Genomic DNA, 25,505 nt, shown 5'->3' with positions numbered 1-25,505 from the left:
CGATTGATCAGGGATGGGAAGGGGAAACGCGTTTGCATGGCGCAAAGTCATGCAAACGCCCGCATAAGCGCGCGGTTTAGAGGGGTTACGGTGAAGGGGGCGCCAAACCAGAAAGACCTGACACTATGGCCTTAGCTTTTAAGCAGCGTTTGCTTCGAGCCTATCGATCTGGCCCATCTCGTGGAGTGCATCCTTAAGCGAGACCTCGACCGGGTGACCAAAATGATACCCCTGAAGATATGTGCAGCCGAGCTCTGTCATCATGGTGGCATGTTGATCGGTCTCAACACCTTCAGCGACTGTTTCCATGTTGAAGGTATCTGCCAGACCCAGCATCGCTTTGACGATTGCGATAGAATTCTCGTCGCCTTCTACGGCGCGGGAAACAAACGATCGGTCGATCTTCAGCTTAGAGAATAAGTCGCGCTGCAAATAGCTCAGCGATGAATAACCAGTGCCGAAGTCATCCAGCGAGAGCGATACGCCAAGGTCACGCAGGCCGCGCAGGATTGCTTTGGAATCGAGGTCTTCGCGCAAGAAAATGCTCTCGGTAAGCTCGATCTCAAGCCGGCTTGGTTCAAGCTTGCTCCAGGCCAATGCGCTGACCACAGATTGTGTGAAGTTCTTGCGGGTGAGCTGAGCCACCGAAACATTGATCGCGACCTTCTCGTGGGCGGGCCAAGTCGCTGCAACACGGCATGCTTCGCGCATTACCCAGTCGCCAATAGGCTCGATCAGGCCAGCATTTTCGGCCACTTGCACTAACAAGGATGGGTCAACCGCTCCGCGAGTGTGATGGTGCCAGCGCAGGAGCGCCTCGCGCGAGGCAATCTTACCGGTTTCGGCGGAAACGATCGGCTGGAATGCCAGGGTAAGATCACCCTCTGCAATCGCCTTGCGGAGATCCTGCTCAAGCTGGCCTGTTTCGCCTGCAGCGTCTGCCATCCAACCTTCAAAGCCGATTGCTCGGCCGCGGCCTTGGTCTTTCGCTTGGTACAGCGCAAGGTCAGCATGGCGCACCAATTCATCCACGCTTGTTCCGTCTTCTGGGCCAATGGCAAAACCAACGGACCCACCAATAAGCACCGATGAGCCGATCACTTCAAATGGCTCACTCAGCGCACGCGTAATCTCTACGCCCATGGCCTGTAGCTGTTCGATCGACGCACCATTTTTAATGACGATGGCAAATTCATCACCGCCGAGACGCGCTGCAACGCCATCAGATCCAGCAATCTTGTTGAGCCGCTCAGCAACCCGCTCAAGCAGCTCATCACCGCCAGCGTGGCCATGCGTGTCATTGACGTGCTTAAAGCGGTCAAGGTCGATCAGCAGTAGGCCGTATGGTGATTTGCTTTTTGTATACTCGTCCATCGCCTCGCGCAAAAGTTCGCGCGAGTAAGAACGATTTACTAGGCCAGTTAGTGCATCATAGCGCGCTGCGTGTGTAAGCAGAGCATTGGCAGCGTCGACTTTGCGCCGACTTTGTTTTGCGGAGAACAGCGCAAACAGAATTGCCAGAATAACGAAGGTCAGCGCAATCGCGCCAGCGGCGGCCATTTGCTTGAACGATGTCAGGTCTTGCTCTGACTGAGCGATCCGCAATTCCCTATTGGTGGCATCAAACTTGGCATTCATCAGTGCAAAGTTGGTCGATGCAGCTGCCTCGCTTGCCTCATCGTCCAGACGCTTTTGCGCAGCGAGGTGTGCAAGCGCTGTCTCATGCTCGCCAAGGTCAGCATATACTGAGTGAGCGGTCTCGTGGAAATCGCGGAAGAGCACGGTTGTATTGGCCAGGTCCTGGCCAGCAAATGTTTTCTCAAACAAAGATCGCGCGCGTTCGGGCGCTCCTTGGGCTTGCGCGACTTGTGCGCTTACGCCCCAAAGGAATGGGCGCCAGTCGGCAGCCGGTCCTTCGGCGCGCTCGAAACCGAGGCGCAGCGACTCATTGGCTTCATCAAGCCGTCCCTGCATGTATTGAGCAGATGCAATATTCGTGAGAATGCGTGCCTCAAGAAGCGGGCTTTCCATCGCCATGGCAGCTTGAAGAGCACTCCTGTAAGCGCTCTCTGCCTCAGCATGATTGCCCATCTCTTTATACGAGGTTCCGCGGTTGTTGTTCGCGGCGAGGGTCAGCATCGGATCTTGGGAGAAAGCGTCCTGTGCTAAACGATAATAGCGAAGCGCTTGCTGATGATCATTCGCGCTTGCGTAAATCGAGCCGATGTTTTGCAGTACGATTGAACGCGACCGGCCATCTTCAAGCTTGAGATAAATGGCATGCGCTTCTTGCAGCATGCGCATCGCGGTTGCGACATCACCGTTGAGACCGGCAATCGAAGAGCCAGACTTCAATAGGTCGGCATGCAGTTTGCTTTCAGGGTCAATCCGCTCAGCAGCTTCGAGAGCTTCCCGTAAAACTGGCTCAGCCTGTTCGGGGTGATTGAGGCGAACGAGCGCCTCTCCTTCCAGCCAGCGCGCTGTCGCAATTTTCATCGCGCGCTCATCGCCTTCAAATTCTTCAGCAAGTGCGCGCGCTCTGTTCGCTTCATCGAGAGCCGCAGCAGGCTGAGACATCATGGCTGACTTTGCAGCATCAACCGCCGCTTCAAAGTTCTTGGGCGTTTGCTCAGCTAGCGGTGCGATAGGCGCAGCTAGTGCCGGGCTGGTGAGCCCAAGCAATAGACATAATATCGCCCCTTTAATCCGCACAGCTAACAAACTTCCTCTTCCCGAGACACGTACCTCTAGCGCCAATAGTTAACTGAACGGTAAATATGCCTTAGAATTGGAGACTTAGGCGTGCACCGGCGACGATTCCGCTGCGCTCATCCGTCTCATCCCCCATCGTTGCACGGCCGAAGAAGCTGACTTCCCCTGCATCACCAGCGAGCGGTGCAGCGTAGATCATCTCGCCTGTGATCAGCCGCTTGTTCTGGTCGATGCCAAAGCTGCGATTGACCGTGCCGATCTCGCCAGTAGCGCGGTCGACAATCTCAGCGGATGCAAGCTGGAGCTCGCCGCGTTCGATATGCATCGGCTGTGACACTGACAGACGCAGGCGGTCGCGAGACCCCAAAACGCTGTTCTTCGTAGCAGTGAGTGCGAAGGCCGAAGTCATCACGCCGCCATTTGAAGTCGACAGGATCTGATCCGAACCAGCCGTCTTGGTGCGTCCAGCCGTTGCAGAGGCAGACACTGTGATCTTCTCAGGCAATTGCGCTGTACCTGAAAAGGTAAGCGTTTCGCTGTTCGAACCATCGCGCAGCAGGCCATTTTCGCCTTGTACAGCGAGCAGTGCATTGTCTTCGCGCAGCTTTGTGTAGTTCACCGACAGGCTGACATTCTTGCTCGCCTGATGCGTCACACGTAGGTTCATCGCGCCTGCTTTGTAGTTTTCGCGACCCAGAAGGGCGAGGCGCGACGTATCACGATAAGCTGGGTTATCGATGGCAGCCTCATCGCGGCTGGTATAGCCAAGGCTCACCTTCGTGGCCTTTGACAGACTGTAGTCGGTTGCAAAGAAGCTTCCGCCTGATGCCAGTGCCAAGAGCGGGTTTACACCGCCATCGGTCGCATAGTCAGTGCTGAGGCCAAAACCGCCTTCACTGGTCAGCGCCATGGCGCCGTAGCCGTGACCCGCTGTAAAGCCGAGCTTTGAACCGGGTGCAGCTGCGCGGATTGCTGAGTGCGGCACGTCACCAGTTTCGCCGGTCAGATAGGCTGCCGGGCTAGCCGCCGCGATAGACATCTGCCAACCGCCCCGATCAGGCGTGGTATATTGCGCGACATCGGTGAAGCCGAGCAGGCCTCCGCTGTCATTGCCGCTACCGCTATTGCCGCCGCTGATGAAGTCAGTCAGGCCCTGTGTCAGGAAGTTCTGATATTGCTGCTGAGCGCCATAATATGTGGTCATTGAGCCGCTTACGAGGCTCGACAGTGGCACGGCAAAGTCGCGAACCGAAGTGCCGACATATTCATACAGTACGAAGTGAACTTCGTCAGTTTCCCAGGTTGACTGGATGCCAGCGGATTGCAGTGATGCGGCGCTATGCTCAACATAGGAGCCGTTGCGCTCTTCGAAAAACCGCAAATTGCTGCCGAAGTCGAGCGGTGATTGCGATGCCGTAATGTCCAGCAAGCCGTGGCCATAAACGCCGTCTACGCCTTCCTCGCCCAAATCCTGAGCTGAGCGTTTGATGATCTCAATGCTCGTCTCTGGGTTGTTTGCGAGCCAAGGCCAGCGATCATGCAAAAGTGCAATTGCGCCTGATACCAATGGAGCGGCAAAAGATGTACCAGTCCGGCGAACAGTACCGCCTTGGCCATCAGACACCAGCAGCAATTCGCCTGGCGCTACGACGAAGTTGTTCTTGAGGTAATCGCCGCCATTGCACGAACCGTTGACGAGCAAACACGCTTCGCCAGGACGATTTGAGAAGGTCGAAATATTACCGTCTGGAGCTACCGATCCGACGACGAGGAAGTTCGTACCCTGAGCGCTGCCCCATTCGACGTCTTGCGTCTGCGTTACGCCGTCATTGCCGGCGGCGAGCACGTAAGCCGTGCTGTTGCGGTGTCCAGCGGTGGAAATGTGGCCGAACACGTCGACCCATTCAGGTGCGAATGTATATCCAGGCGCACCCAGTGACATGTTGATGACAGAGGCACCGCGCGTTTTCAGCGCATTGATGCCATTGCGGACATCGTTCCAGTTCGTCGTGCCTGTGTGGTCAAATGGGTTGTGCAGGGCGACCTTGGCATTGGGGGCAATGCCCATAACGCCGGCGCCATCATGTGCTGCCACAATCAGGCTCGCAACGCCGATGCCGTGACCTGACACGTTCGACTTAAAGCCCGTTTGGGCAATGATGTTGTCTTCCAGATCAATGTCGCCAGAAATATTCGCGTCAAGGATGCCGATGACTGTGTGCTCACCGCTACCCTGTTGCTGTGTGATCGACGGAGCCCAATTGGCGGTGTGCATCCAATGGTCAACTCGGTCAGTGCCAGAGAAATTCATCAGACCGTCAAACCAATCCATGAAGAATTGCGCGCGATCCCCTTCGTTCAGATTCTCAAGGCTTGATGGATCATTCAGATCAATACCGTGCTTGGCATATAGCGGATTGAGGAAGGCTTCTTCAAAGCTCTGTCCCGTTGCGGCGGTGACGGCAGCGCCCCATGTGCCTTCCGCGTCAGCCGCGAGCGTTTGGATGCGCGCAGCGATGTCCTGATAGACTGCTGCGTTGTTTTGATAAGAGCCTGCATTGCCCCACAGTGCGTTCGCTTCATTCCAGCGTTCGCCCGTCACTTCCCAAAATGGTTGGATTGTGCCCCATGCGGGTGCGACTGAATTGGCATCTTGCGTGAAGGGGTTGATGGTGCCCCAGAACGGTGTGATGTTGCCATAGAAGGGGTTGATGGTGCCCCAGAACGGTTCGATGTTGCCATAGAAGGGGTTGATGGTGCCCCAGAATGGCGAGATGTTACCGTAAAACGGATTGATGTTCCCATAGAGCGGGTCAACCGGGTTCTCGTTTGCAGCGTTACCTTCTGGCGCAGACGTTGCAGGCGGCGCAGGCGTGTTGGCAGCCGGATCGGCTTCCTGCGCATATGCAATAGACGAGCCTGTCAGCATGGCGCCCGCCATGATGGCAGCGATGCCTGTCTTCGTTGTTTTTGCCAGTGTGGACCTAACCATCTTTCAAATCCCAATCGGTGTTCATTTACACCTGACACATGGCCTATAGGGTCTTTCAACAATCTCATCGGACTGGGCAAAGATTGGGTGATCAAGATTGGTTAGCGCCACATTAAATGTTCAAAATTATGATCTTAAAATCGCTATAAAATAGAATGTTATAGAATATAGCGTGAAATAACATGAATTCTTATTTGGAAATTCGAAATTACTTTAAGTCAAGAAAGTTAGCGGTTTTTTCCAGCCCGACCGGGCGAAAATGGGCAGCGCTGAAGATATCCTGATTTTTCTGCGCGTTGGGCCGCAAATGACGAGTGATTCGCCGTCGATGACGTCACTGCGGCAAGCGTGTTTTGGCCGAACGTTGTGGGGCGATGCCATGGGGCTCACGGCACTATGCCAGGGCTGTTGCGCGTGACGGGCAGCAGCTCGCAGACCATCTCAGATATGCCCTCAGCAGTTCTACACCAGACGCATGGGGCTGGCGTTGCTCCACCAACCACAATGGCTCGTTGCGCCAGCAAATGCGCAGAGTATGCGCTTTTTGACAACGTTATCATTATTGGGCAAAGACGAGCATGGAGACGGATGCTGGCGACTTAGGCATACCCTTGGGTGCGTCGGCCATATTGGGGGCGACATGACTGGGCTGCGCATATGACCGATTTACTCGAAGCGGTTCAGCAATCGCGCCCTTTGTTGGCGACCTTAGCCGGTGTGGCGGGCCTCTTGTTCTTGATCATCCACCGCCGGGTTAATGCGTTCACGGCGCTGATCGGAGCCGCTTTGGCAACGGGCTTAGCTGCCGGACTTGCGCCCGCTGAGGTGATCACATCGATCAGCGACGGCTTCGGCGGGGTGCTTGGCTTCATTGCCGTCATCGTCGGGCTGGGTGCGATACTGGGTGCATATCTTGAGGCATCAGGAGGCGCGCGGGCGCTTGCAAGCGCAGTTATTGGACGCAAGGATAGCGCCGCTGCCTCTTGGGCAATGGGGCTGGTCGGGCTGGTCATCGCGATCCCGGTGTTCTTTGACGTGGGGCTCGTTCTGCTCTTCCCCCTGATCCTTTCGCTGGGCCGGAAAGCGAGCAAGCATCCGCTCTATTTTGGTCTTCCCGTGCTGGCGGGATTGGCGGTTGCCCATGCCTTTATTCCTCCTACGCCGGGGCCGGTCGCGGTCGCAGAGATTCTGTCGGCGGACATTGGCCTTGTCATTGTGTGCGGACTGGCCGCGGGGATTCCTGCGATGGTGGTTGCGGGGCCTGTTCTTGCGCAAATTTCGCATGCGAGAGGGTGGCTTCCCAATCCCGATTTTAGCCAAGTCGAAGGTGATGCGGATACCGACGGCGTGGTCGACACCAGCAAGGCGTTTACGGCGGCGATAGCCATCCTTGTGCCTGTCGTGTTGATCGTGGCGGCGGCGCTTGCTTCTGCCCTCGGCTGGCGGGGGGCGCTCAGCGAGGCGCTTGCCTTTGTAGGGCACCCCTTTGTCGCACTGCTGATTGCCTGCGCTCTGGCGGCATTAATCTTGGGCGCTGACAATGAAGAGGACAGGGTGCGTTTGCAAGACACGCTTGCCCGAGCGTTTGAGCCAACGGCCGTGATCTTACTGGTAACCGGTGCAGGCGGGGCATTTAAGCAAGTCTTGGTCGACACTGGCGCAGGCGCAATGCTGGCAGAGAATTTGCTCGGCTGGGGCATTACCCCGCTTATCGCCGGTTTCCTGCTCGCGTTGATGGTGCGGGTGGCGCAAGGCTCTGCGACGGTTGCTATGTTGACCGCAGCTGGGCTCATTGCGCCGGTTGCGGCGGCTGCGCAGATGAGCGGCATAGATCTGGCATTGCTCACTATCGCGATCGCCTCGGGCGCGAGCATGGTAAGCCACGTCAACGATTCAGGATTTTGGTTGGTGTCGCGCTATTTCCAATTGTCGGCGGGCGAGACTTTGCGCAGCTGGACCATTGCTTCGACGCTGGTGGGATTAGTGGGTTTTGTCGTGGCGATGCTGATCAGCCTGTTCACCTAGGCCGAGCGGCAGTGGGTCGGACGTCAGTGCTTCTAACAGGTGCTGGTTGAGCCTGCTAAGAGGCATGTCTGCGCGCAAACGTATCGCATCCTCTGGGACATCAAGCGCTGACAGTTGGCTATCGAGCAGAGATGCAGGCATGTAGTGATCGCTACGTTTTATCATACGCTCGCACAGAACTTCTTTGGGAACTTCGAGCAAGACGAAGCGCACTGCGCGCTCCGTTTCTTCTCGCAAGCGTCTTTGGACGTAAGGAGTCAAAGCGGAGCAGGCGAGCCAGACCAGCGGTGCTTCAGCGCTTCGGATGGCGGCAGTGAGGTCGTCAAGCCAGTCCGTGCGGTCCGTATCGCTGAGCGGCTCACCCGCTTTCATCTTTGCCTTGTTGGCGGGCGGGTGGTGATCGTCCCCTTCAACAAATACTGCGTTGGTTTTCTTCGCCATTTCGGCGGCCAGAGTTGATTTTCCGCACCCGCTTGGCCCCATCACCACGACTAGCAATGGGGCATGGGCCAAGCGCTAAATTCCGCAGGTTTTTGTCGCGTCTGTATCGGATTCGAGACGGATGTCCGACAGTCCAATCGATGCGGGTGTTCTAGTGGTTACGATCAGGCCATCGGTCAGCCGCGACATATCAATTCCGCGATCAGTAAAACACGACAAGCTAACACGAACCTCCTGCCATTCGGGTGAGGCGACTTCGATCCTAACCGGCTGGCAGTCTTCGACCACGTGGCATCCCATAGCGAGGTCTATGACAGCGGGCGCATCACCAAAGTTTTTGACGAACAGTGCCACCTCCATCGCGCCGTTGGCCTGGCGAGAGAAATCGACTGCATCGTGCGAGCTGAGGCGAATGTATGGGCCGGCTGCATTCCAGTCGATCCTTACCGAGTCTTCTTGCGCGAGGCGGTCCGTGCCGCTGAACACCAGATCGCCGCCGTCCCAGCTGGTGCTGTTCAGGCGAGTGTCCGTTCCGCCCACGACGCCGTAGAACGACCAAGGGTTGGCAGCTTGTCCGCCCGCGAAGAACACTTCGCCCGATTGCCCGGCGCTCGCGTCAACACCGGAGACTTCGCTAAGCGCGGCCAGCGTGCGCTGGTCTGAATAACGCATACCGTAGCCATAAGCGAATAGCGGGTCATATCCCTCAGTGCCGACGTTTAGCGTCGCCTGGTCAGCGCGTTTTGGCCATGAGAAGGTCAGGGTGCCAGTGAAGTCGTAGGATGGGTCTGTGCGGAACAAGAGATCGGCAACGCCGCTGCCCTCGCTGCCCGGAAGCCAGGCGGCAACAAAGGCGTCCGAAGCGTTGATTTCGGGGTTCACCCACATCGGGCGGCCAGACAGGAATACCGAGACAACCGGCATGCCTTTGGCGCGGTAGCCCGCCAGAAGCCCAGTGTCATACGCGCCATCTTCAAAGTCGAGATGCGGGCGGTCGCCCTGAAACTCGGCATAAGCATCTTCGCCATACACCGCGATCACAACGTCTCCCTGATGATCGCCGGTTCCAGCTTCGTCGAAAATGACGGTCCCGCCATCCGCTTCGACTACCTGACGAATGCCCTCGAGGATCGAGGTGCTGCCGGGAAATTCATCATTCGTATGCGTGCCGCCCTGCCATGACAGGGTCCATCCGCCCGATGCTTTGGCAATGCTGTCGGCACCGTCGCCGACCACCAGCACGCGTTGGCCACCGCTAAGCGGGAGGATATTGCCATTGTTCTTGAGCAAGACCAGCGATTTTCGCACGGCCTCTCGTGCAAGGCTCCGGTGAGCATCGCTAGAAAGCAGATCAGTATTGCCCGCACCCGGGCGCGCGCTAGGTTTGGCCTTGTCAAAGATGCCGTAATTCAGTTTGACCCGCAGTATCCTGCGCACGGCATCATCCAGCCGTTCTTGCGTGATTCGGCCCGACTTAGCGTGGGCCAGCGTGCTGTAATAGAGACCTTGCCAGCTGTCGGGCGCCATGAACATATCAATCCCAGCGTTGAACGCTTGCGGGCAGTCGGTGTTGCTGCATCCTGGAATTTGGCCATGCGCGTTCCAGTCGCTCACGACGAAGCCGTTAAAGCCCATCCGATCTTTCAAGACATCTGTAATCAGCGCTTTATTGCCGGTCATCTTGATGCCTTGCCAGCTGGAAAAGGACACCATCACAGTCTGCACTTGAGCATCTAGAGCGGGGAGGTAACCCATCGCGTGAATATCGCGTAGCTCCTCTTCGCTGATGCTCGCATCGCCTTGGTCGCGTCCGCCATCAGTGCCGCCATCTGCAATGAAGTGCTTCGCGGCGGCGAGGATTTTGCCAGACGACATGAAGTCATCGCTTCCATATGCACCTTGCAGGCCGTTCACGATCCGGTCTGAATAGGACATCACAACATCAGGTGTCTCGGAGAAACCTTCATAGCCGCGGCCCCAGCGGTCATCGCGCGGCACTGCTAAAGTCGGGGCGAACGTCCAATCGTGACCCGATACGATCAACTCGCTCGCGGTCGCAGACATAATCCGTTCAATCAGATCGGGATCGCGTGCAGCACCGAGGCCGACGTTATGCGGGAAAACAGTCGCGCCGAGCAGATTGGTGTGCCCGTGAACCGCATCAATGCCCCAGATAATCGGGATGGCAATGTCGACGCCCTCGGGATCGACCGACGCGGCCCAATGTTCATCAGCCGCTGCGAGCCAAGTTTGGGCATCGGCATAGGGCAGGGGGCCGGGTGCGGAGTTTCCGCCGCTCAAGACGGAGCCAAGACGGTACTGCTTAACTTGAGCAGGTGTGACAGAAGCCGAATCCGCTTGGATCGTCTGGCCTACTTTCTGCTCTAGCGTCATCTGCGCCATGATGGCGTCAATGCGGGCCTCTACTGCTGGGTCGAGCGGCGCACGCTCCAATTTGGGCCAGATTTCTGGGTTGATCTGCACGCTTTGCATGGGGGCAGCGGCTTCAGGCGCTGGGGCCGCAGTAGAGGCGCTTTCAACATCATCATACGCCGTACAAGCGGTCAAAATAAGTGTTGCAGAAACCAGACCAGTTAGTCTGCCGATAGTCGCGGCCATTATGTGTGATCCTCTCACGATCAAATTCTATCACAGACGGGTGAATCACCCCATCATCGCGTTCATTGGAAGCTAAACGAGCGATTTTTGACAAGGTTGTCAACCTATGTTTATCAAGCGGGTAGAGGGATAGATTATGGCATACCAATTGACACGTCGGTCGCTTTTGTCAGGCGCCGCGGCGAGCGGGTTAGGACTAGGGCTGAGCGGCTGCATGGGGCCAGTGTCGCGGCAATCCTCCTCCGCGGATGCCTCTGTTTCTTGGGAAGTATTTGACAATCGCTTCTCGGATATTGTGGCGTCTGATGAACCTACCAGACTTTTGGGCGAGGGCTATCAGTGGGCTGAGGGCCCCGCCTGGGATCGTGACCGGAAAAAGCTATACTTCACGGACGTACCGCAGAACCGTGCTTTCCAATGGCGCGAAGGCGAAGCGGTCCAGACATTCCTCGATCCCTCCGGCATCGCGCCAGATCAGGCAACTGGTATGCGCGAGCCGGGCGCAAACGGATTGCTGCAGAGCCGCGATGGCAGTCTGCTGATCTGCAATCATGGCAGGCGCGCGGTTGAGCAAATGGACCTAACCAGCGGTGAACGTTCAACCATTGTCGCGCAGTATAATGGTAAGCGATTTAACAGCCCGAATGACATTATCGAGGCGGCTGACGGCACTCTTTACTTCACAGATCCGCCTTATGGGCTGGAGGGACTTGATGCTTCACCGCTCAAGGAGATGACGAAAAATGGGGTTTATCGAGTTAGACCAGATGGCGAGATCAACAGACTGATCGACACGATGACATTTCCCAACGGCGTTGTTCTATCGCCCGATGAAAGCACGCTCTTTATTAGCCAGTCTGATCCAAAGGCCCCGCAGATCCGCACCCTCGCACTAACGAGCGAAGCTAGCCAAAGCTCGCTGTGGTTCGATGCAAGCCCGTTCATGGATGGGCATCAGGGATTGCCTGATGGCATGGCAGTATCTACGGCAGGGCAAGTATTTTTGGCCGGGCCTGGAGGGGTGCTAGTGATTGATCAAACGGGCGTTTGCCTGGGCCGAATTGGAACCGGACGGGCAACCGCCAATTGTACTTTTGGCGAAGATGGTCGCACATTGTTTATCACCGCGCAGGACCGTTTGCTGGCGGTGCGCACCAAGGTGAGAGGTGCTGGCCGTTTCAAAGGCTGAGACGATAGGCGGAACGGGGTCCGGGACAAAATGGCGTAGCCTTGGCGGCTATGGCGTGGGCGACTTCGGCCTCAATATTTATTGGCACAGTCTCTCCCTTATCCTGGTTTTCTGGTACACTGAAGTGGTTGGGCTTGACCCTGCTTTGGCGGGTTGGATCTGGGCATTAGGCCTTCTCTGGGATGCGGTATCAGACCCGCTGGTCGCCTCGATTTCGGCTGCGAATACCAGTCGCTGGGGCTCATACAGGCCTTTCATCTTTTTCGGTAGCTTTGGCCTGGGTTTGAGCTTTTGTTTGCTGTTCTGGATGCCGCCGTTTGAAGGGGCGGCGCTGTTTATCACCTTACTATTTGCCGCCTTCCTTTTTCGCACCTGCTATACCATTGTTGCTGTCCCTTATTCGGCCCTTTCTTCCCGCCTTACATTCGACAGTGATGAGCGCGCCGAGTTGTCAGGCGTGCGCATGTTTTTTGCTTTTGTAGGCCAGTTGTGCATCTTTAGCTTCTTCTTCCCGCTCAGCCGAGCTTTCAGCGAGACTGGCGGCACGCAGCAAGACGGGTTTTTCTACGCTGCCTGCGTAGGCGCGGTTGTTGCGACGATGGCGTTGATCTTGTGCGCCAGCTTGACAGAAGAACGCGCTCCGCTTGGCCGGGACTCATTGCCGGAGAGGGCCAGCTTTAAGACATTTGCTGATGCTTTCGCTCGCAATGGTGCGCTGCGATTGTTGCTGATCATATTGTTCGTGAATTCGGCGGCTGGCGCGAGCTTGCTCATTCCGCTGGCGTTTTATCTCGCCGCAAATGCTGAAGTCTTCGCACAGAAAGAAGTGGTGCTTACCGGATATGCGCTTGCATCGCTCGCAGGCACACCGATTTGGACGGCAATAGTGCGTGTGTTGGGCAAGAAGATCGGTTGGTATCTGGCCACACTTTGGATGGTCGCAGCGGGAGCTTGGCTGGCGCTTTTCGGACCTTGGCTAGTGATTGGAATTCCGGCTCAGATAGTCCTGTTTGGATTTGGCGGTTCTGCCTTCGCGGTGATTATGTGGGCGCTCATTCCCGATACGGTCGAATATGGGCAATATACTTATGGGCGCCGCGATGAGGGGCCTGTATTTGGTGCCAGCCTATTCTTTCAAAAAGCCTCTGGAGCGCTTACGGGGCTTCTAGTCGGCTATGTCCTTTCTGGGATCGGCTATGATGCTGATCTTGAGATCCAGTCGAGCGAAACCGCGGCATCGCTTGAGAAGTTTATCGCAATTTTGCCGCCAAGTTTTTTGATCTTGGCAGCATTGCTGTTGTATCTGATGCCGCTCAGCCGCGATTTGCACGCGCGCATTGTGGATGAGCTGTCCGATTAGGGGGTAAGTTTGGCGGGAAAACAAAAAAATAAATCTGCACGGATGAAGGATGTGGCAGAGCTTGCGGGCGTGTCTATCAAGACAGTGTCGCGGGTGCTCAATAACGAGCCACATGTACAGGAAAAGCTGCGCCGAAAGGTGCGCGATGCGGTGAGCCGGCTCGACTATGTTCCGAGCCAATCGGCACGTTCTTTGCGCGGCAACAAATCCTATGATGTGATGCTGATCTGTCACTCGGGAAATAGCTCTTACATCACTGCCATTCAGTTCGGCGCAGTCGTTGCTTGTCAGGAATTGGGATATCGCCTGTCGATCAGCCTTTGCGAGGGGCTCGGCAGCAAGCCAGTTGCCGATATTCGCCAAGAACTGGACTCTATGATGGCCCGCCACCGGCCTGATGGTGTTATGCTGGTTGCGCCTTATGCCAGTGACGAGAAGATCGGATTTGTGCTGGAAGAAATGGGCTTGCCGCTTGTTCGAATTGGCCCTGTTGATTTGCACAACCGCGCAATTTTGGTGGAGATTGACGATTATAAGGCGGCGATTGAGCTGACCACGCATCTGATTGATTTGGGGCACCAGCGGATTGGTTTTGTCCGGGGACTGGAAGATCAACGTTCGACCCATATCCGGTACTCTGGATTCTGCGTCGCCTTGGAAGCCGCGGGCCTCAAGGTTGACGAGGCGCTGGTTCGCCCAGGTGCTTTCGATTTTCAGTCCGGCTTTGAAGCGGGCGAATACTTCATCGAAATGGATCAGCCGCCGACCGCCGTCTTCTGTTCTAACGATGATATGGCAGCTGGGGTCGTGTCAGCCTGCGGATCGCAAGGCGTGAATGTGCCGGCCGCCATGTCAGTGGTCGGTTTCGATGATGCCGATGTGGCGACGCGCATGCGGCCGCTGCTGACCACCGTTCATCAGCCTTTGTCAGAGCTCGGATCAACCGCTGCGAAGGAGCTGATCGAGAGCCTCTCCAAGGACGAGGGGAGCGAGCCGCGCCGCATCGTGCTCGACTATGAGTTTATCCTGCGCGACACTACCGCTGCCCCGCCTAAGGGGTAAGATGGGCGATTTAGCCCATCAGGTGCGTGAAGCTGCGCTGCACTGAGACGAAAGGCTCTTCTGGGTTGTCGTGCTCAACATAGAAGTGCTCCATTCCCATCTCCGCCGCCTTGGGCAGGATAGTCGCAAAGTCGATCTCGCCGTCGCCAACAGCGACCATTGATCCGTCAGCTGCGCGGTCCTTGATATGGGAGGCGATGAAGCGGCCCGGAGCGCGGCTTAGAACGTCCACAACGTCTTTGTCCGCATGGGCGACCCAATACATATCCAGTTCCATCTTAACGAGCTCTGGATCAGCGCGTTCGAGCAGAATATCATAACCGCGCTCACCATCGATTTCGAAAAACTCAAAATCGTGATTGTGATAGGCGACCTGCTTGCCCGCTGCCTTGGCTTCTTCACCGCGCTGGTTCAGCAGATCGGCGATCTCGCGGTAGCTGTCGGGCGTGCGCAGGCTTTCCTCGATCCAAGGCAGGATCATCAGCGTCTGGCCCATGGTGTTCGCGGTCTCAATCGCTTCGCCAAAGCTATCCTGGAATTGCTCAATGCGGACATGTCCGGAGTTACTTTCCAGCCCCAGATCGTTCATCAGCGCCTTCACTTCGGTTGGGTTGTGTTCAAAGAAGCCCGCAGTTTCGCAGTCTTTGTAGCCGATTTCAGCAAGCGTCGTCAGCGTCGCGGCATAGTCTGCTTCAAAGGCATCGCGCACAGTGTAAAGTTGGAGACCCAGCTTCCCATCGTACGGTCGGGCAGCACTCGCAACTTCTGGCGAACCATCAGAGGCCATCTCACCGCATCCTGTGGTTGCCACTACGCCCATACCGAGTGCGCCTGCGAGAAACCGTCTGCGGTCTGTACCATAGGTGCGGATCATATTGTGCCTTCTTTCATTTTCTGTGCTGCATAATCGACTGCCCTTGCAGTGAGCGCCATGAATGTGAGCGATGGGTTCTGACAGGCGACCGATGCAAATGCAGAGCCGTCAGTTGCGAAGACATTTTCCACATCGTGACACTGATTATAGCTGTTCAGAACGGATGTTTTCGGGGCGCGGCCCATTCGTGCACCACCCATTTCGTGAATGCAGTGGCCCGGGATGGACTCCGTTTCAAACGGTTCGATATCAGCTGCACCAGCAGCTTCCAACATGGCGACTGCATCGCGTTTCATCGCCACGCGCATCTTCTTTTCATTCTCGCCCCAGCGCACATCCATATGCACTTGTGGCAGGCCAAGCGGGTCGGTTTTCGACGGATGCAGCGTTACCCGATTGTCTGCACTTGGAAGGTGCTCGCCAAAAGCTTGGAGGCGCAGATACCAGTCACCGGGCTGACGCAATTTGTCTTTCAATCCAGCGCCAAAGTCGCTGCCGCCAAGCGCTCTTGTCCATGACGACCGGCTGCTATTACCTTGATAGCCATAGCCGCGTAGAAATTCGCCGTCTGTGCGATTATCGAGGTTGCTATATCGGGCCACATAAATGCCATTGGGGCGCCTTCCAGCAAAGTACTTGTCAGCGAACCCGGGCATGCGGCCAATCGCACCAATACGCGTGTGGTGATCCATAATATACTGGCCCAGAACACCGCTGGAATTGGCAAAGCCGTTTTGAAATGTTTCGGAGGTTGAGTTCAGCAGGACCTGCAATGTCCCAATGGTGGAGGCGCATAGAAAGATCACCCGTGCGGTGATGTCTTGCCGCTCTTTTGTTTTTCGATTGACCACGCGCACGCCAGTCGCTCGCTTGGTCGCCGGATCATAAAGGATCCGCTCGACCATGCTATCTGGCATCAGCGTCATATTACCGGTTCGCTCGGCTGCGGGCAGGGCGCCTGCAACGCTGGAATAATAGGCGCCAAATGAGCAACCGCGCTCGCATTGATTGCGATATTGGCAGCTGCCACGACCAAGCGAGAGTTGCTCTTCAGTAGGCTCGGTCAGATGCGCCGCGCGCCCAATCATAAACCGTCGATCAGGGAACTCCGCCTCGATGCCCGCTTTGGCCGCCTTCTCAACGCAGGTCATGTCCATTGCCGGCTGAAAAATGCTGTCGGGCAGCTGCGGCAGTCCTTCCTCAGAGCCGCTAATTCCGACGAAGCGCTCGATATGCTCATACCATGGCTTCACATCAGCGTAGCGAATTGGCCAGTCATTGCCGTGGCCATCGGCCTTGTTCGCGGCGAAATCCAGTTCGCTCCAGCGATAGCTCTGGCGGGCCCACATGAGCGATTTGCCGCCGACTTGGTCGCCGCGCAGCCATGCGAAAGGCGCGCCCTCTGCCTCTGAATAGGGGTTCTCGCGGTCATTGATGAAAAAGTTGCGCGTGCTCTCGCGAAAGGCATAGCAGGTCTGCTGCTTGGCATAGTCGCTATCGGCCAGCTTGGGATCGACCCGGTCGCGAAACTCCATATCCCACGGCTCCATGCCTTCGCCGACATAATCTGTGCCGCGCTCGGTTTGCTTGCCGCGTTCGAGCACGAGTGTCTTCATGCCTCGCTCAGCGAACTCTTTCGCCGCGATGCCGCCTGACATACCAGAGCCGACCACTATGACATCGAAATTTCCGTCTTCAGACATTCGTACTTCCTTCAAACTTAAGACGGATCAAACGCCGCGATCGAGCCAGGCGCGGCCCACTTCGGAAAGCGGCAAACAGGCCTCGTAACGACCGGGAATTTCTTCGTATGAGAGTTCCTGAGTGGCTTCCTCGGAGGTGTAGAAGCCGAAGATCACCAAATCTCTCAGCTCACTCCACGCAGCGTTCGCGCTGCCACTGCCTTCACCGGCTGCGAGCTTTGCGAGAGCGGCGTCCATCTTGTCTGCGTCGGCACTCTCAAATGAGGTTACGCCTTCATCCTTCGCAAATGCGGCAATGGCTTCGAGCCCGCCGGCGAAATCGGATTGCTGATCAGCGGTGAAATGGGCGTCAAACACCGCAGCGACATAGTCTGGCACGCCGGCCCCAACCGCGCCGGGTGTGTCCGTTTGCGGGATGATGCGGTCAGCGATGCCGCGCACCAAGGGCATCAGGCCCTCAAGCGATGTGGGCGCGCTGCTGCATGCCGCAAGCGATCCGAGAGCGGGCAACGTCACCGCCGCGCCAGCAATGGTCACAAACCCCTTCAGCGCGGAGCGCCTAGACAGCGTTTCTATTTGAGAGTGCTGTGTCATAATTTATCCTAGCTCCGCAGAATTTTCGAGCCGTGTCCGCGCAACGTAGAGTAGGGCGAAAACAGCGATTAACACTGCCGGGAAATAGACCAGCTGGGACAGCGCGCCTTGTCCGGCCGCCACTTCAACGGCTGTGCCCTCGAGCCCGCTTGCCTCTGCACTGGTCCTTGCGCTGTCGATCCACCCCCCGATGATTGGGTTCCAAATCGTTAGGGCAAACATGCCAGCGGCTCCGACAAGGCTCATGCCCAGAGCGCCCGAGCGCGGCACATATTGCGCTGTCACGCCAATCATTGTTGGCCAGAAATAGCATACGCCCACTGCAAAAATGATCGCCGAAACGTAGACCATTGCCCCGCTCGCCGTGGCCATGAGGAACAGGCCGAGCGTTGTCATAATGGCGCTCATCAAGAGCACGCCAACAGGGTTAAGAGCGTGAATGAGCGGCCCAGCGAAATAGCGGCCGACGGCCATAATTCCGGTCACCATGCCAAGCACAATCATCGCCTGGCCAGGCAGATTGCCAAGCTGTGCGCCAAGGATCCGGTCAACCCATTGCTGCGTGCCGAGCTCCGAGGTAGCTGTAACGCTCATAATCGCCATCAGCACAATCAAGAGCAGCGCATCGCGGGCTCGCCCTGCACGGAAGAGCATCAGTACGAATGTCAGGCCCAGCGCCAGCAGCAGCGGTAAAATGAAGGTACCGGGCAAGCCAGCGACTAACGTATTGGGCGTGCCGATCAGGATCAGCAGACCCAAGATCGATGACATTAATACTATGCCCTTGGCGTCAAGATCTACGGTCCGCTCGCTTGCCGGAACATCCGGAAAGGATGTGGTGCAAATCATGAAGCCATAAATCACTGTCGGGACAAGCATGACTGCAATTTGCGGCTGCCAACCAATGCCCGCATTGGTCATCACGTAAGACACAACTGCACCGATCACGATCCCGCCAGGGAACCAGACATGGAAGCGGTTCAGCCACTTGGTTTTCTCTTCTTTGTAGAGATCCGCGACTAACGGGTTGCATGCCGCTTCCACTGAGCCATTGGCGAAACCGATAAAGAAGGTTGAGATGAGTAGGCCGAGGAACCCATCGGCAATAATGGTCAGGCCAAGCCCGAGGAGATGACCGAGAAACGCAAGGATCATGATCAGGCGCGGCCCGAGTTTGTTGTAGAGGAAACCGAATACAACCATCGCCAGCGGAAAGCCCAAAAAGGCCATGGAGTTCACCCAGCCAAGCTGAGTATCGCTCAGCGCAAACTCATCAGATAGCTGCGTCAAAATGCCTGCGCGGATAGCGAAGGTCATGGCGGTGACGATCAGCGAGATACAGCTAAGCCAGAATAGCCTTGATCGCTGATAAGTCTGAATTTCCACGATATTCCTCTCCCTAACCTGTTTATCAGGCGTTATTTTTACGGTGCGATCCCAAGAGCTCGATTGATCTTCGCCTTGTCCGTCTCGCCGCCCGCGAAATCATCGAATGCGATATCTGTCGGACGGATAATGTGGTCAGCAATGAACGGCGCGCCTTCTGCGGCGCCTTGCTCTGGATGTTTGAAGCAACATTCCCATTCGAGCACGGCCCAGCCGTCAAAGCCGTAATGCGTGAGCTTGCTGAAAATCTGGCGGAAGTCGACTTGCCCATCGCCCAAAGAGCGGAAGCGTCCAGCCCGGTCGCCCCAATCTTGATAGCCGCCGTAAACGCCAGTGCGCGCGTCTGGACGGAACTCGGCATCCTTCACGTGGAAGGCTTTGATCCGTTCATGGTAGCGGTCAATAAAGGCAAGGTAATCAAGCTGTTGTAATATAAAATGGCTGGGGTCGAACAGGATGTTGCAACGCGGGTGATCGTCCACCTTTTCAAGGAAGGCTTCGAAACTTGCGCCATCATGCAGGTCTTCGCCGGGATGGATTTCGTAAGCGACATCCACGCCGTTCTCATCATAGAAATCGAGGATTGGCCGCCAGCGCTTTGCCAGCTCTTCAAACCCTGCATCGACCAACCCCGCAGGGCGCTGAGGCCAAGGATAGACCAGATGCCACATCAGTGCGCCGGGAAAGCTGGGTGTGCTTTTGAGGCCCAAACGGCGCGAGGCGACAGCAACCTTGCGCATTTGATCGACCGCCCATTCTTGCCGCTCTGCGGGTTTGCCGTGCACCTCTGGCGGGGCGAAGGCGTCGAATAGATCATCATAAGCTGGATGCACCGCGACAAGCTGTCCTTGAAGGTGTGTCGCAAGCTCTGTGATTGTTAGGCCCAGCTCCGCCATGCGGCCCGCGAGATCATCGCAATAATCCTGGCTCTCAGCGGCGAGATCAAGGTCGATACACCGCGCGTCGTTGGACGGGATCTGGATACCCCTATAGCCAAGGCCCGCAACCCATTCGCCAATGGAATCGAGCGAGTTATACGGCGCCTCATCGCGCATGAATTGCGCAAGAAAAATGGCTGGGCCGCGTAGTTCTTTCACGAGAGTAGTCCTTTCAAATCGGGTCCAACCGACGGTGCTTTGATATCGGTCCAAGCGCCGTCGTTTTCGCTGCTGGCGACGGCGGCTTCCAAGAAAGCCATACCGCGCAAGGCCTCTGCAATTCCGGGTATCCCAGCTTGCGCAGGGGTGATGCCTTGGCTGATCGCTTGGGCAAAACCGCGATAGAGATTGGCGAAGGCTTCGAGATAACCCTCGGGGTGACCAGAGGGCAGGCGGCAACGTGCCAGCGCCTCCTCGCACAAAGGCTTGTCTGCGCCTGCGCGGTGGACCGTCACCAGCCCGCCTTGCGCGCGCTCGGTCAGCGTATTGGGCTCCATCTGATGCCATTCGAGCCCGGCATTCTCACCATAGACCCGGATGGTGAGAGTGTTCTCGTCCCCTGCGCAAATCTGGCTGGCGATGAGTGTTCCGGTTGCGCCATTTTCAAGTGTAAAGCGCGCCTCGCCATCATCATCCAGCGCCCGGTCGGCAAAGGCGCTGCTAAGGCGGGCAGACAGGCTGTTCATGCGCGAATTGGTGATGAACTCGACCAGACTATGGGCATGACTGCCAATGTCGCCAAATGCCCCGGCGGGTCCTGATCGCTTCGGGTCTGTCCGCCAACTGGCCTGACGACTGCCTTCTTTCTCCAGCTGCGATGCGAGCCAGCCTTGCGTGTAATTCACAACCACTTTGCGGACTGGGCCGAAGCTCTTTTGCGCGGCGATATGACGCGCTTGCCAGACCATGGGATATCCCAAATATGTGTGCGTGAGCGCATAGGATGCGGCGCTACCGTTCAAGAGCGCTGCAAGCTCTTCCACTTCACTAAGGCTTACCCCTGCGGGCTTGTCACAAATCACATGAATGCCGCGAGCGATGGCGTCCTTTGCAATCGCTACATGGCTGTCGTTCGGCGTCACAATCGACACACATTCCAGCGCATTGTCAGGCTTGCCAATACTCTCGCCCGCCCCGGTTTCGGTGGCCAGCATTTGGGCGTAGTCGGAATAGCAACGGTCGGCCGATAGGCTGAGCGCCTCGCCCGTTTCGACAGAATTTGCCATATCGCGGCTAAAGCTACCGCACACGAGCGCAGTCTCGCCATCAAGGCGCGCCGCCGCACGGTGGACAGCACCAATGAATGCGCCCTGTCCGCCGCCGACCATGCCGAGTTTCAATAACGCTTTAGCCGACACGCTCCCTCCCCAGAAAACTCATCTTGTCTTACGTTGTCAATTGACTATGACTAAAGCTAGGGACCCGTCAAGTGGAGCCTTGAAAAAAGCGACCCGATGCATGCTCTTGCGAGTTGACATCAGCGCTGGATCGCCGGATCTTGACGTTAATTGGGAGAGCATGATGTGACCTGGGGAGAGGGGCGCAGATCAATCGATCATGTCGTGATTGTGGGCGGCGGAACAGCCGGCTGGATGACGGCGGCTGGCCTTATCAGCATGCTCGGCGCCACTGGCCTCAAAGTCACGTTGATCGAATCTGAAGCGATTGGTATTGTCGGTGTCGGTGAGGCGACCTTGCCGCATATCAAGCATTTCAATGACACTATTGGCGTGAACGAGGCCGAGTTCATGGCCGCGACCTCCGCGACGTTCAAACTGGGTATCGAGTTTGTCGATTGGGCGCGGAAGGGAGACAGCTACATCCACCCATTTGGCGAATTTGGTCTCGCGAATGAGGGGGTTGGGTTCCACCACTATTGGCGCAAATTTCACGGCCACGGTGAGGCCGGCTCGCTGTTTGACTATTCGCTACCAGTGATCGCTTGCCGCGAGGGCAAGTTTCAACCGCCGTCAGAAGACCCGCGCTCGGTCCTATCGACCTATCGCTATGCTTATCAATTCGATGCGCTGAAATACGCTCCCTTTATGCGCAAGCTTGCCGAGACGAGGGGAGTGAAGCGGCTTGAGGGCAAGGTGACCAAGGTTTCGCAAGATAGCGAGAGTGGCGATATCACTGCGGTTACGCTTGACGATGGTCACGAAGTCACTGGCGATCTGTTTGTCGATTGCACTGGCTTTTTCGGTCTGCTGACTGAGCAGACTTTGGCAACCGGCTATGAAGATTGGAGCGAATGGCTTCCATGTGACAGAGCGGTAGCAGTGCCCTGCGAAAGTGCTGGGCCTCTGCTCCCGTATACCCGTGCAACGGCCGATAGTGCGGGCTGGCGCTGGCGCATCCCACTGCAGCATCGGACTGGCAATGGGCATGTCTATTCCAGCGGTTTCACAAGCGATGGGGCCGCGCATGATAGCCTGGTGGACAACCTTGAGGGCGCAGCGCTTTCTGACCCTCGGATTTTACGTTTCACGACCGGCAAACGCCGGAAGCTGTGGAACAAGAACTGCGTAGCAATCGGGCTGTCGGGCGGCTTCCTTGAGCCATTGGAGTCGACCAGCATTTACCTCATCCAAGAGGGCATCACCAAGCTGCTTGAGCTGTTTCCTGCGCATGATGGCTGCGACACGGAAAGGCGCGAATATAACCGCCGGATGGATCTGGAATTTGAGCGGATCCGCGATTTTCTGGTGCTGCATTACCATGCGACTGAACGCGACGATTCCGCCTTTTGGGACCATATGCGCACCATGACACCGCCAGACAGCCTGCGCGATAAGATGGATTTGTTCGCAGCACATGGCCGCGTTGCGACATATGATCACGGACTGTTTCTTGTACCAAGCTGGATTGCGGTACTCATCGGTCAGCGGCGCATACCCGCCAAATATGATCCGCGGGTTGATTTGGTGGAAGAGGCGCACATGCGCCAGCATTTGGGCGGTCTTCGTCAACACATGCAGCGAGCGGTATCTGGGATGAGCGAGCACAATGTTTATATCGCGCAGCATGGCATGCAAGGGCAGGTGGTCTAATGGCAATCTGTTTCCGCATAACTGGCGACCCCATGCGAGCGGGCATGGTTGGCGCGATGATTGCGCGTTATTGCGGCGGCGAAAATTGCGTGATTGTGCCGCAAGATCGCTCGGTGGTGAATGCAAATAGGGCCGTCCTGATGCGGCCCGACTATTTGCGGTTTCATGCTGAGCTCCAAATCGATCCAGCGCAAATTTCGCGACTGGATGATGCCCGACCGGTATATGCCTATCGCCCGATTGAAGCGCGCGCCGCTCCGCTGATCCCATTCAGTCCCTTTGGCCAGAGCGCGCAAGGCGTTGAGTTTCACCAATTGTGGCTGCGAGCTGACGAGGTAAAAACCCAGCCACCACTAGAGACGTTTAGCACTGCGATCGCATTGGCGGACCGCGATGCAGCAGAGCCCGCACGCCAGCTTAATCTTGCATCTGGGATCGAATGTTCGCGCGTTTCTTATGCGCAATTGCTGCTGGGCCAGGCGCGGCGTTTAGGGGCGCGGGTGGAAAGCGAACTGGATTCTCGGCACAGTGATATCGTGATTGATTGTGACGCAAGTGAGGAAGCGGGCGCGGTCGCTTGGGACGAAAACCGAATAACTGTTGCGCCGGCAGCGATATTGGCGGGCGAAGAATGGCAAGCGGTACTTAATGCCGCTCGGCGGATTGTGGCGATGGTCGCGAGCCCTGCGGATGCGCTGGCCGAGCGGCAGGAGTTTAATCGGTTGAGTACAGCGAGCGCAGAACGCATGGCAGATTTTCGCGCACTGGTGACAGAAGAAGATCCGCGCAAATCGGAGCGTCCTGCTCTGCAGCGCAAGATCGAAGTTTTCGAGGCGTGTGGGCGCATTCCTACCGAGGATTATGAAGTGTTTGCTCCTTTTGAATGGCTTGCAGCTCTGTGGGCGCAGGGTATCCGCCCGCATCGTCATGAACGGCTGGCGGAGCGGATGCCAGAAGCAGATCTGCTGAATTGGATGGGCAATGCCTATGCGCAGGCGCAATCCACATTGCTGCGAGGCGCCGCCTTATGAACGGTACGCCCATCAAACGCGTGGTCATCGCAGGCGGCGGGTCCGCTGGATGGATGACCGCAGCAGCCCTCTCAAAGTTTTGTGGCCGAGCCGGGATTAGCGTCACTTTGGTGGAATCAGAGGCGATTGGCACAGTTGGCGTTGGCGAGGCGACAATCCCCCCGATCGGCAAGTTTAACGATCATCTCGGCATTAAAGAAGATGACTTCGTTCGCGAGACGCAGGCGACGTATAAGCTCGGGATCGAGTTTGTAGGATGGGGCGCAGCTGAAGAGCGTTACTTCCACCCTTTCGGCACCTATGGTTTCGATTTGGAAGGGATGGATTTCCACCAATATTGGCAGCGCGGTCGCGACCTGGGCGAGGACCATTCGCTAGACGACTACTCGCTCAACGCATTGTGTGCCTATGGCGGCAAATTTTTGCGCCCTGAAGCTGATCATGGCCCGGTCATAAACAAGCTCGCTTACGCGTTTCACTTTGATGCTGGCCTTTACGCAGCCTTCTTGCGGCGACTGGCCGAAGCGCGCGGCGTCACTCGGGTGGAAGGACGTATTGAGCATGTTGAACGCGACCCAGAAAGCGGGCTGATCACAGCGCTTGCGCTTGACAACACGCAGCGGATCGAAGGCGATTTGTTCGTGGACTGCACGGGCTTTCGCGCCATGTTGATCGAGGGCGAATTCGAGGCAGGTTTTGAAGACTGGAGCCATTGGCTGCCGGTCAATCGCGCGGTCGCCGTCGCATGCCGCCGAGAGGGTGATCCAGAGCCTTATACCCGCTCAACAGCGCGGTCCGCAGGCTGGCAATGGCGCATTCCTTTGCAGCACCGGACCGGCAATGGTCATGTCTATTGCGACGCGCATATGAGCGCTGAGCAGGCTGAGGAGCAGCTGGTGACCAGCTTGGAGGGCGAGGCGCTTACCTCGCCTAACCATTTGCGTTTCCAAACTGGGCATCGGAAACACTTTTGGGAGGGTAACTGCGTTGCGATTGGGCTATCATCAGGTTTCCTGGAGCCGCTGGAGTCGACCAGCCTGCACCTCATTCAATCTGGTATTGCCAAGCTAATCTCGCTCTTCCCACACCACGCTGAAGCCGCGGTTGAGCGCGAAGAGTATAACCGGCTTATGCGCGATGACTTTGAGCATATCCGCGATTTTCTGATCTTGCATTATAAGGCGACGCGGCGTGAGGGTCAGCCGTTTTGGGACTATGTGCGCACCATGCCTGTCCCCGGTACGCTCACGCAGAAGATGGATTTGCTTCGGGGTAGTGGGCGTTTCTTCAAATATGATGCGGAGCTATTTGATCTGACCAGCTGGCTCGCGGTGGCTGAGGGGCAGGGGTGGGGGCCTGAAGCGTATAACCCAGTGGCCGATGCCTTAAGCGAGAACGACTTGCGGCAAAGCCTTGCCAATATGCGCAGGACGCTGGCCAAAGCATGCGGCGCGATGCCAACGCATCAAGCCTTTATTGACCGATATTGCAAAGCGCCGCCAGCCGAATGGGCGCGCTAGCTAATAGCA

General features: G+C 56.8%; 17 protein-coding genes. 7 read left to right on the top strand and 10 right to left on the bottom strand.

Going from position 1 to position 25,505, the window contains the following annotated elements:
- Window positions 1-138: 138 nt before the first annotated feature.
- Window positions 139-2,682, bottom strand: coding sequence for an EAL domain-containing protein (locus ACFCXQ_RS13650; protein ID WP_379551492.1), 2,544 nt, complete (start codon window positions 2,680-2,682; stop codon window positions 139-141).
- Between the two features lie 100 nt (window positions 2,683-2,782).
- Window positions 2,783-5,704: a S8 family serine peptidase gene (locus ACFCXQ_RS13645; protein WP_379551490.1), complete on the bottom strand. Its 2,922-nt coding sequence runs from the start codon at window positions 5,702-5,704 to the stop codon at window positions 2,783-2,785.
- Between the two features lie 657 nt (window positions 5,705-6,361).
- Between ACFCXQ_RS13645 and ACFCXQ_RS13640 the strand changes: the two genes are divergently transcribed.
- Window positions 6,362-7,729: a GntP family permease gene (locus tag ACFCXQ_RS13640; protein WP_379551488.1), complete on the top strand. Its 1,368-nt coding sequence runs from the start codon at window positions 6,362-6,364 to the stop codon at window positions 7,727-7,729.
- Here ACFCXQ_RS13640 and ACFCXQ_RS13635 read toward each other — a convergent pair.
- Window positions 7,685-8,242 carry a gluconokinase gene (locus ACFCXQ_RS13635; RefSeq protein WP_379551487.1) on the bottom strand — a complete coding sequence of 186 codons (558 nt, stop codon included), beginning with the start codon at window positions 8,240-8,242 and terminating at the stop codon, window positions 7,685-7,687. The two genes, ACFCXQ_RS13640 and ACFCXQ_RS13635, sit on opposite strands and share 45 nt — an antisense overlap.
- A 3-nt stretch (window positions 8,243-8,245) precedes the next feature.
- Entirely contained in the window at window positions 8,246-10,789 is a 2,544-nt protein-coding gene (locus tag ACFCXQ_RS13630) for a glycoside hydrolase family 3 protein (protein WP_379551485.1), read from the bottom strand.
- 136 nt (window positions 10,790-10,925) lie between these two features.
- Here ACFCXQ_RS13630 and ACFCXQ_RS13625 point away from each other — a divergent pair, with 136 nt between their 5' ends.
- The 3 genes from ACFCXQ_RS13625 to ACFCXQ_RS13615 are packed head-to-tail and all read left to right on the top strand — an operon-like array spanning window position 10,926 to window position 14,400.
- Window positions 10,926-11,978: an SMP-30/gluconolactonase/LRE family protein gene (locus tag ACFCXQ_RS13625; RefSeq protein WP_379551483.1), complete on the top strand. Its 1,053-nt coding sequence runs from the start codon at window positions 10,926-10,928 to the stop codon at window positions 11,976-11,978.
- Window positions 11,956-13,338 (top strand): MFS transporter, encoded by a 1,383-nt coding sequence (locus ACFCXQ_RS13620; protein WP_379551481.1) that lies wholly within the window; start codon window positions 11,956-11,958, stop codon window positions 13,336-13,338. The genes ACFCXQ_RS13625 and ACFCXQ_RS13620 overlap by 23 nt, the downstream gene beginning before the upstream one ends.
- 9 nt (window positions 13,339-13,347) lie before the next feature.
- A complete protein-coding gene (locus ACFCXQ_RS13615; RefSeq protein ID WP_379551479.1) occupies window positions 13,348-14,400 on the top strand; it encodes a LacI family DNA-binding transcriptional regulator in 1,053 nt (350 codons plus the stop codon).
- Window positions 14,401-14,410: 10 nt separating this feature from the next.
- Here the strand turns inward: ACFCXQ_RS13615 and ACFCXQ_RS13610 are convergent, their stop codons facing one another.
- Genes ACFCXQ_RS13610 through ACFCXQ_RS13585 form a run of 6 tightly spaced genes read right to left on the bottom strand, consistent with a single transcriptional unit; the run spans window position 14,411 to window position 21,253 of the window.
- Window positions 14,411-15,274, bottom strand: coding sequence for a sugar phosphate isomerase/epimerase family protein (locus ACFCXQ_RS13610; RefSeq protein WP_379551477.1), 864 nt, complete (start codon window positions 15,272-15,274; stop codon window positions 14,411-14,413).
- On the bottom strand, window positions 15,271-16,977 hold the full coding sequence (locus ACFCXQ_RS13605) for a GMC oxidoreductase (protein WP_379551475.1): 1,707 nt from the start codon (window positions 16,975-16,977) through the stop codon (window positions 15,271-15,273). The genes ACFCXQ_RS13610 and ACFCXQ_RS13605 overlap by 4 nt, the downstream gene beginning before the upstream one ends.
- 27 nt (window positions 16,978-17,004) lie before the next feature.
- A complete protein-coding gene (locus tag ACFCXQ_RS13600) occupies window positions 17,005-17,571 on the bottom strand; it encodes a gluconate 2-dehydrogenase subunit 3 family protein (RefSeq protein ID WP_379551473.1) in 567 nt (188 codons plus the stop codon).
- Window positions 17,572-17,574: 3 nt separating this feature from the next.
- On the bottom strand, window positions 17,575-18,957 hold the full coding sequence (locus tag ACFCXQ_RS13595) for an MFS transporter (RefSeq protein WP_379551471.1): 1,383 nt from the start codon (window positions 18,955-18,957) through the stop codon (window positions 17,575-17,577).
- A 38-nt stretch (window positions 18,958-18,995) separates the two neighbouring features.
- Complete coding sequence (locus tag ACFCXQ_RS13590) at window positions 18,996-20,054, bottom strand: sugar phosphate isomerase/epimerase family protein (protein ID WP_379551469.1); 1,059 nt, start codon at window positions 20,052-20,054, stop codon at window positions 18,996-18,998.
- On the bottom strand, window positions 20,051-21,253 hold the full coding sequence (locus ACFCXQ_RS13585) for a Gfo/Idh/MocA family protein (RefSeq protein ID WP_379551467.1): 1,203 nt from the start codon (window positions 21,251-21,253) through the stop codon (window positions 20,051-20,053). The genes ACFCXQ_RS13590 and ACFCXQ_RS13585 overlap by 4 nt, the downstream gene beginning before the upstream one ends.
- A gap of 165 nt (window positions 21,254-21,418) precedes the next feature.
- Here ACFCXQ_RS13585 and ACFCXQ_RS13580 point away from each other — a divergent pair, with 165 nt between their 5' ends.
- From ACFCXQ_RS13580 to ACFCXQ_RS13570, 3 genes are read left to right on the top strand one after another with little or no spacing between them, the layout of a single operon-like run.
- On the top strand, window positions 21,419-22,945 hold the full coding sequence (locus ACFCXQ_RS13580) for a tryptophan halogenase family protein (protein WP_379551465.1): 1,527 nt from the start codon (window positions 21,419-21,421) through the stop codon (window positions 22,943-22,945).
- On the top strand, window positions 22,945-23,976 hold the full coding sequence (locus tag ACFCXQ_RS13575) for a tryptophan 7-halogenase (protein ID WP_379551463.1): 1,032 nt from the start codon (window positions 22,945-22,947) through the stop codon (window positions 23,974-23,976). Before ACFCXQ_RS13580 ends, ACFCXQ_RS13575 begins: the two co-directional genes overlap by 1 nt.
- The gene (locus ACFCXQ_RS13570; protein WP_379551461.1) at window positions 23,973-25,496 is read left to right on the top strand and encodes a tryptophan halogenase family protein; all 1,524 of its coding nucleotides are present in this window, start codon (window positions 23,973-23,975) and stop codon (window positions 25,494-25,496) included. The genes ACFCXQ_RS13575 and ACFCXQ_RS13570 overlap by 4 nt, the downstream gene beginning before the upstream one ends.
- The last annotated feature ends 9 nt before the right edge of the window (window positions 25,497-25,505 follow it).

This window comes from Qipengyuania rhodophyticola (assembly GCF_042493225.1).
Lineage (GTDB): Bacteria > Pseudomonadota > Alphaproteobacteria > Sphingomonadales > Sphingomonadaceae > Erythrobacter.
The sequence above is the reverse complement of the archived record's forward strand: the minus strand, read 5'-3'. Positions and strand labels throughout refer to the sequence as shown.

Coding starts and splice junctions, on each gene's coding strand:
- ACFCXQ_RS13645 (WP_379551490.1), bottom strand. CDS start 5,704: ATGGTTAGGTCCACACTGGCAAAAACAACGAAGACAGGCATCGCTGCC.
- ACFCXQ_RS13640 (WP_379551488.1), top strand. CDS start 6,362: ATGACCGATTTACTCGAAGCGGTTCAGCAATCGCGCCCTTTGTTGGCG.
- ACFCXQ_RS13630 (WP_379551485.1), bottom strand. CDS start 10,789: ATGGCCGCGACTATCGGCAGACTAACTGGTCTGGTTTCTGCAACACTT.
- ACFCXQ_RS13625 (WP_379551483.1), top strand. CDS start 10,926: ATGGCATACCAATTGACACGTCGGTCGCTTTTGTCAGGCGCCGCGGCG.
- ACFCXQ_RS13610 (WP_379551477.1), bottom strand. CDS start 15,274: ATGATCCGCACCTATGGTACAGACCGCAGACGGTTTCTCGCAGGCGCA.
- ACFCXQ_RS13605 (WP_379551475.1), bottom strand. CDS start 16,977: ATGTCTGAAGACGGAAATTTCGATGTCATAGTGGTCGGCTCTGGTATG.
- ACFCXQ_RS13600 (WP_379551473.1), bottom strand. CDS start 17,571: ATGACACAGCACTCTCAAATAGAAACGCTGTCTAGGCGCTCCGCGCTG.
- ACFCXQ_RS13575 (WP_379551463.1), top strand. CDS start 22,945: ATGGCAATCTGTTTCCGCATAACTGGCGACCCCATGCGAGCGGGCATG.
- ACFCXQ_RS13570 (WP_379551461.1), top strand. CDS start 23,973: ATGAACGGTACGCCCATCAAACGCGTGGTCATCGCAGGCGGCGGGTCC.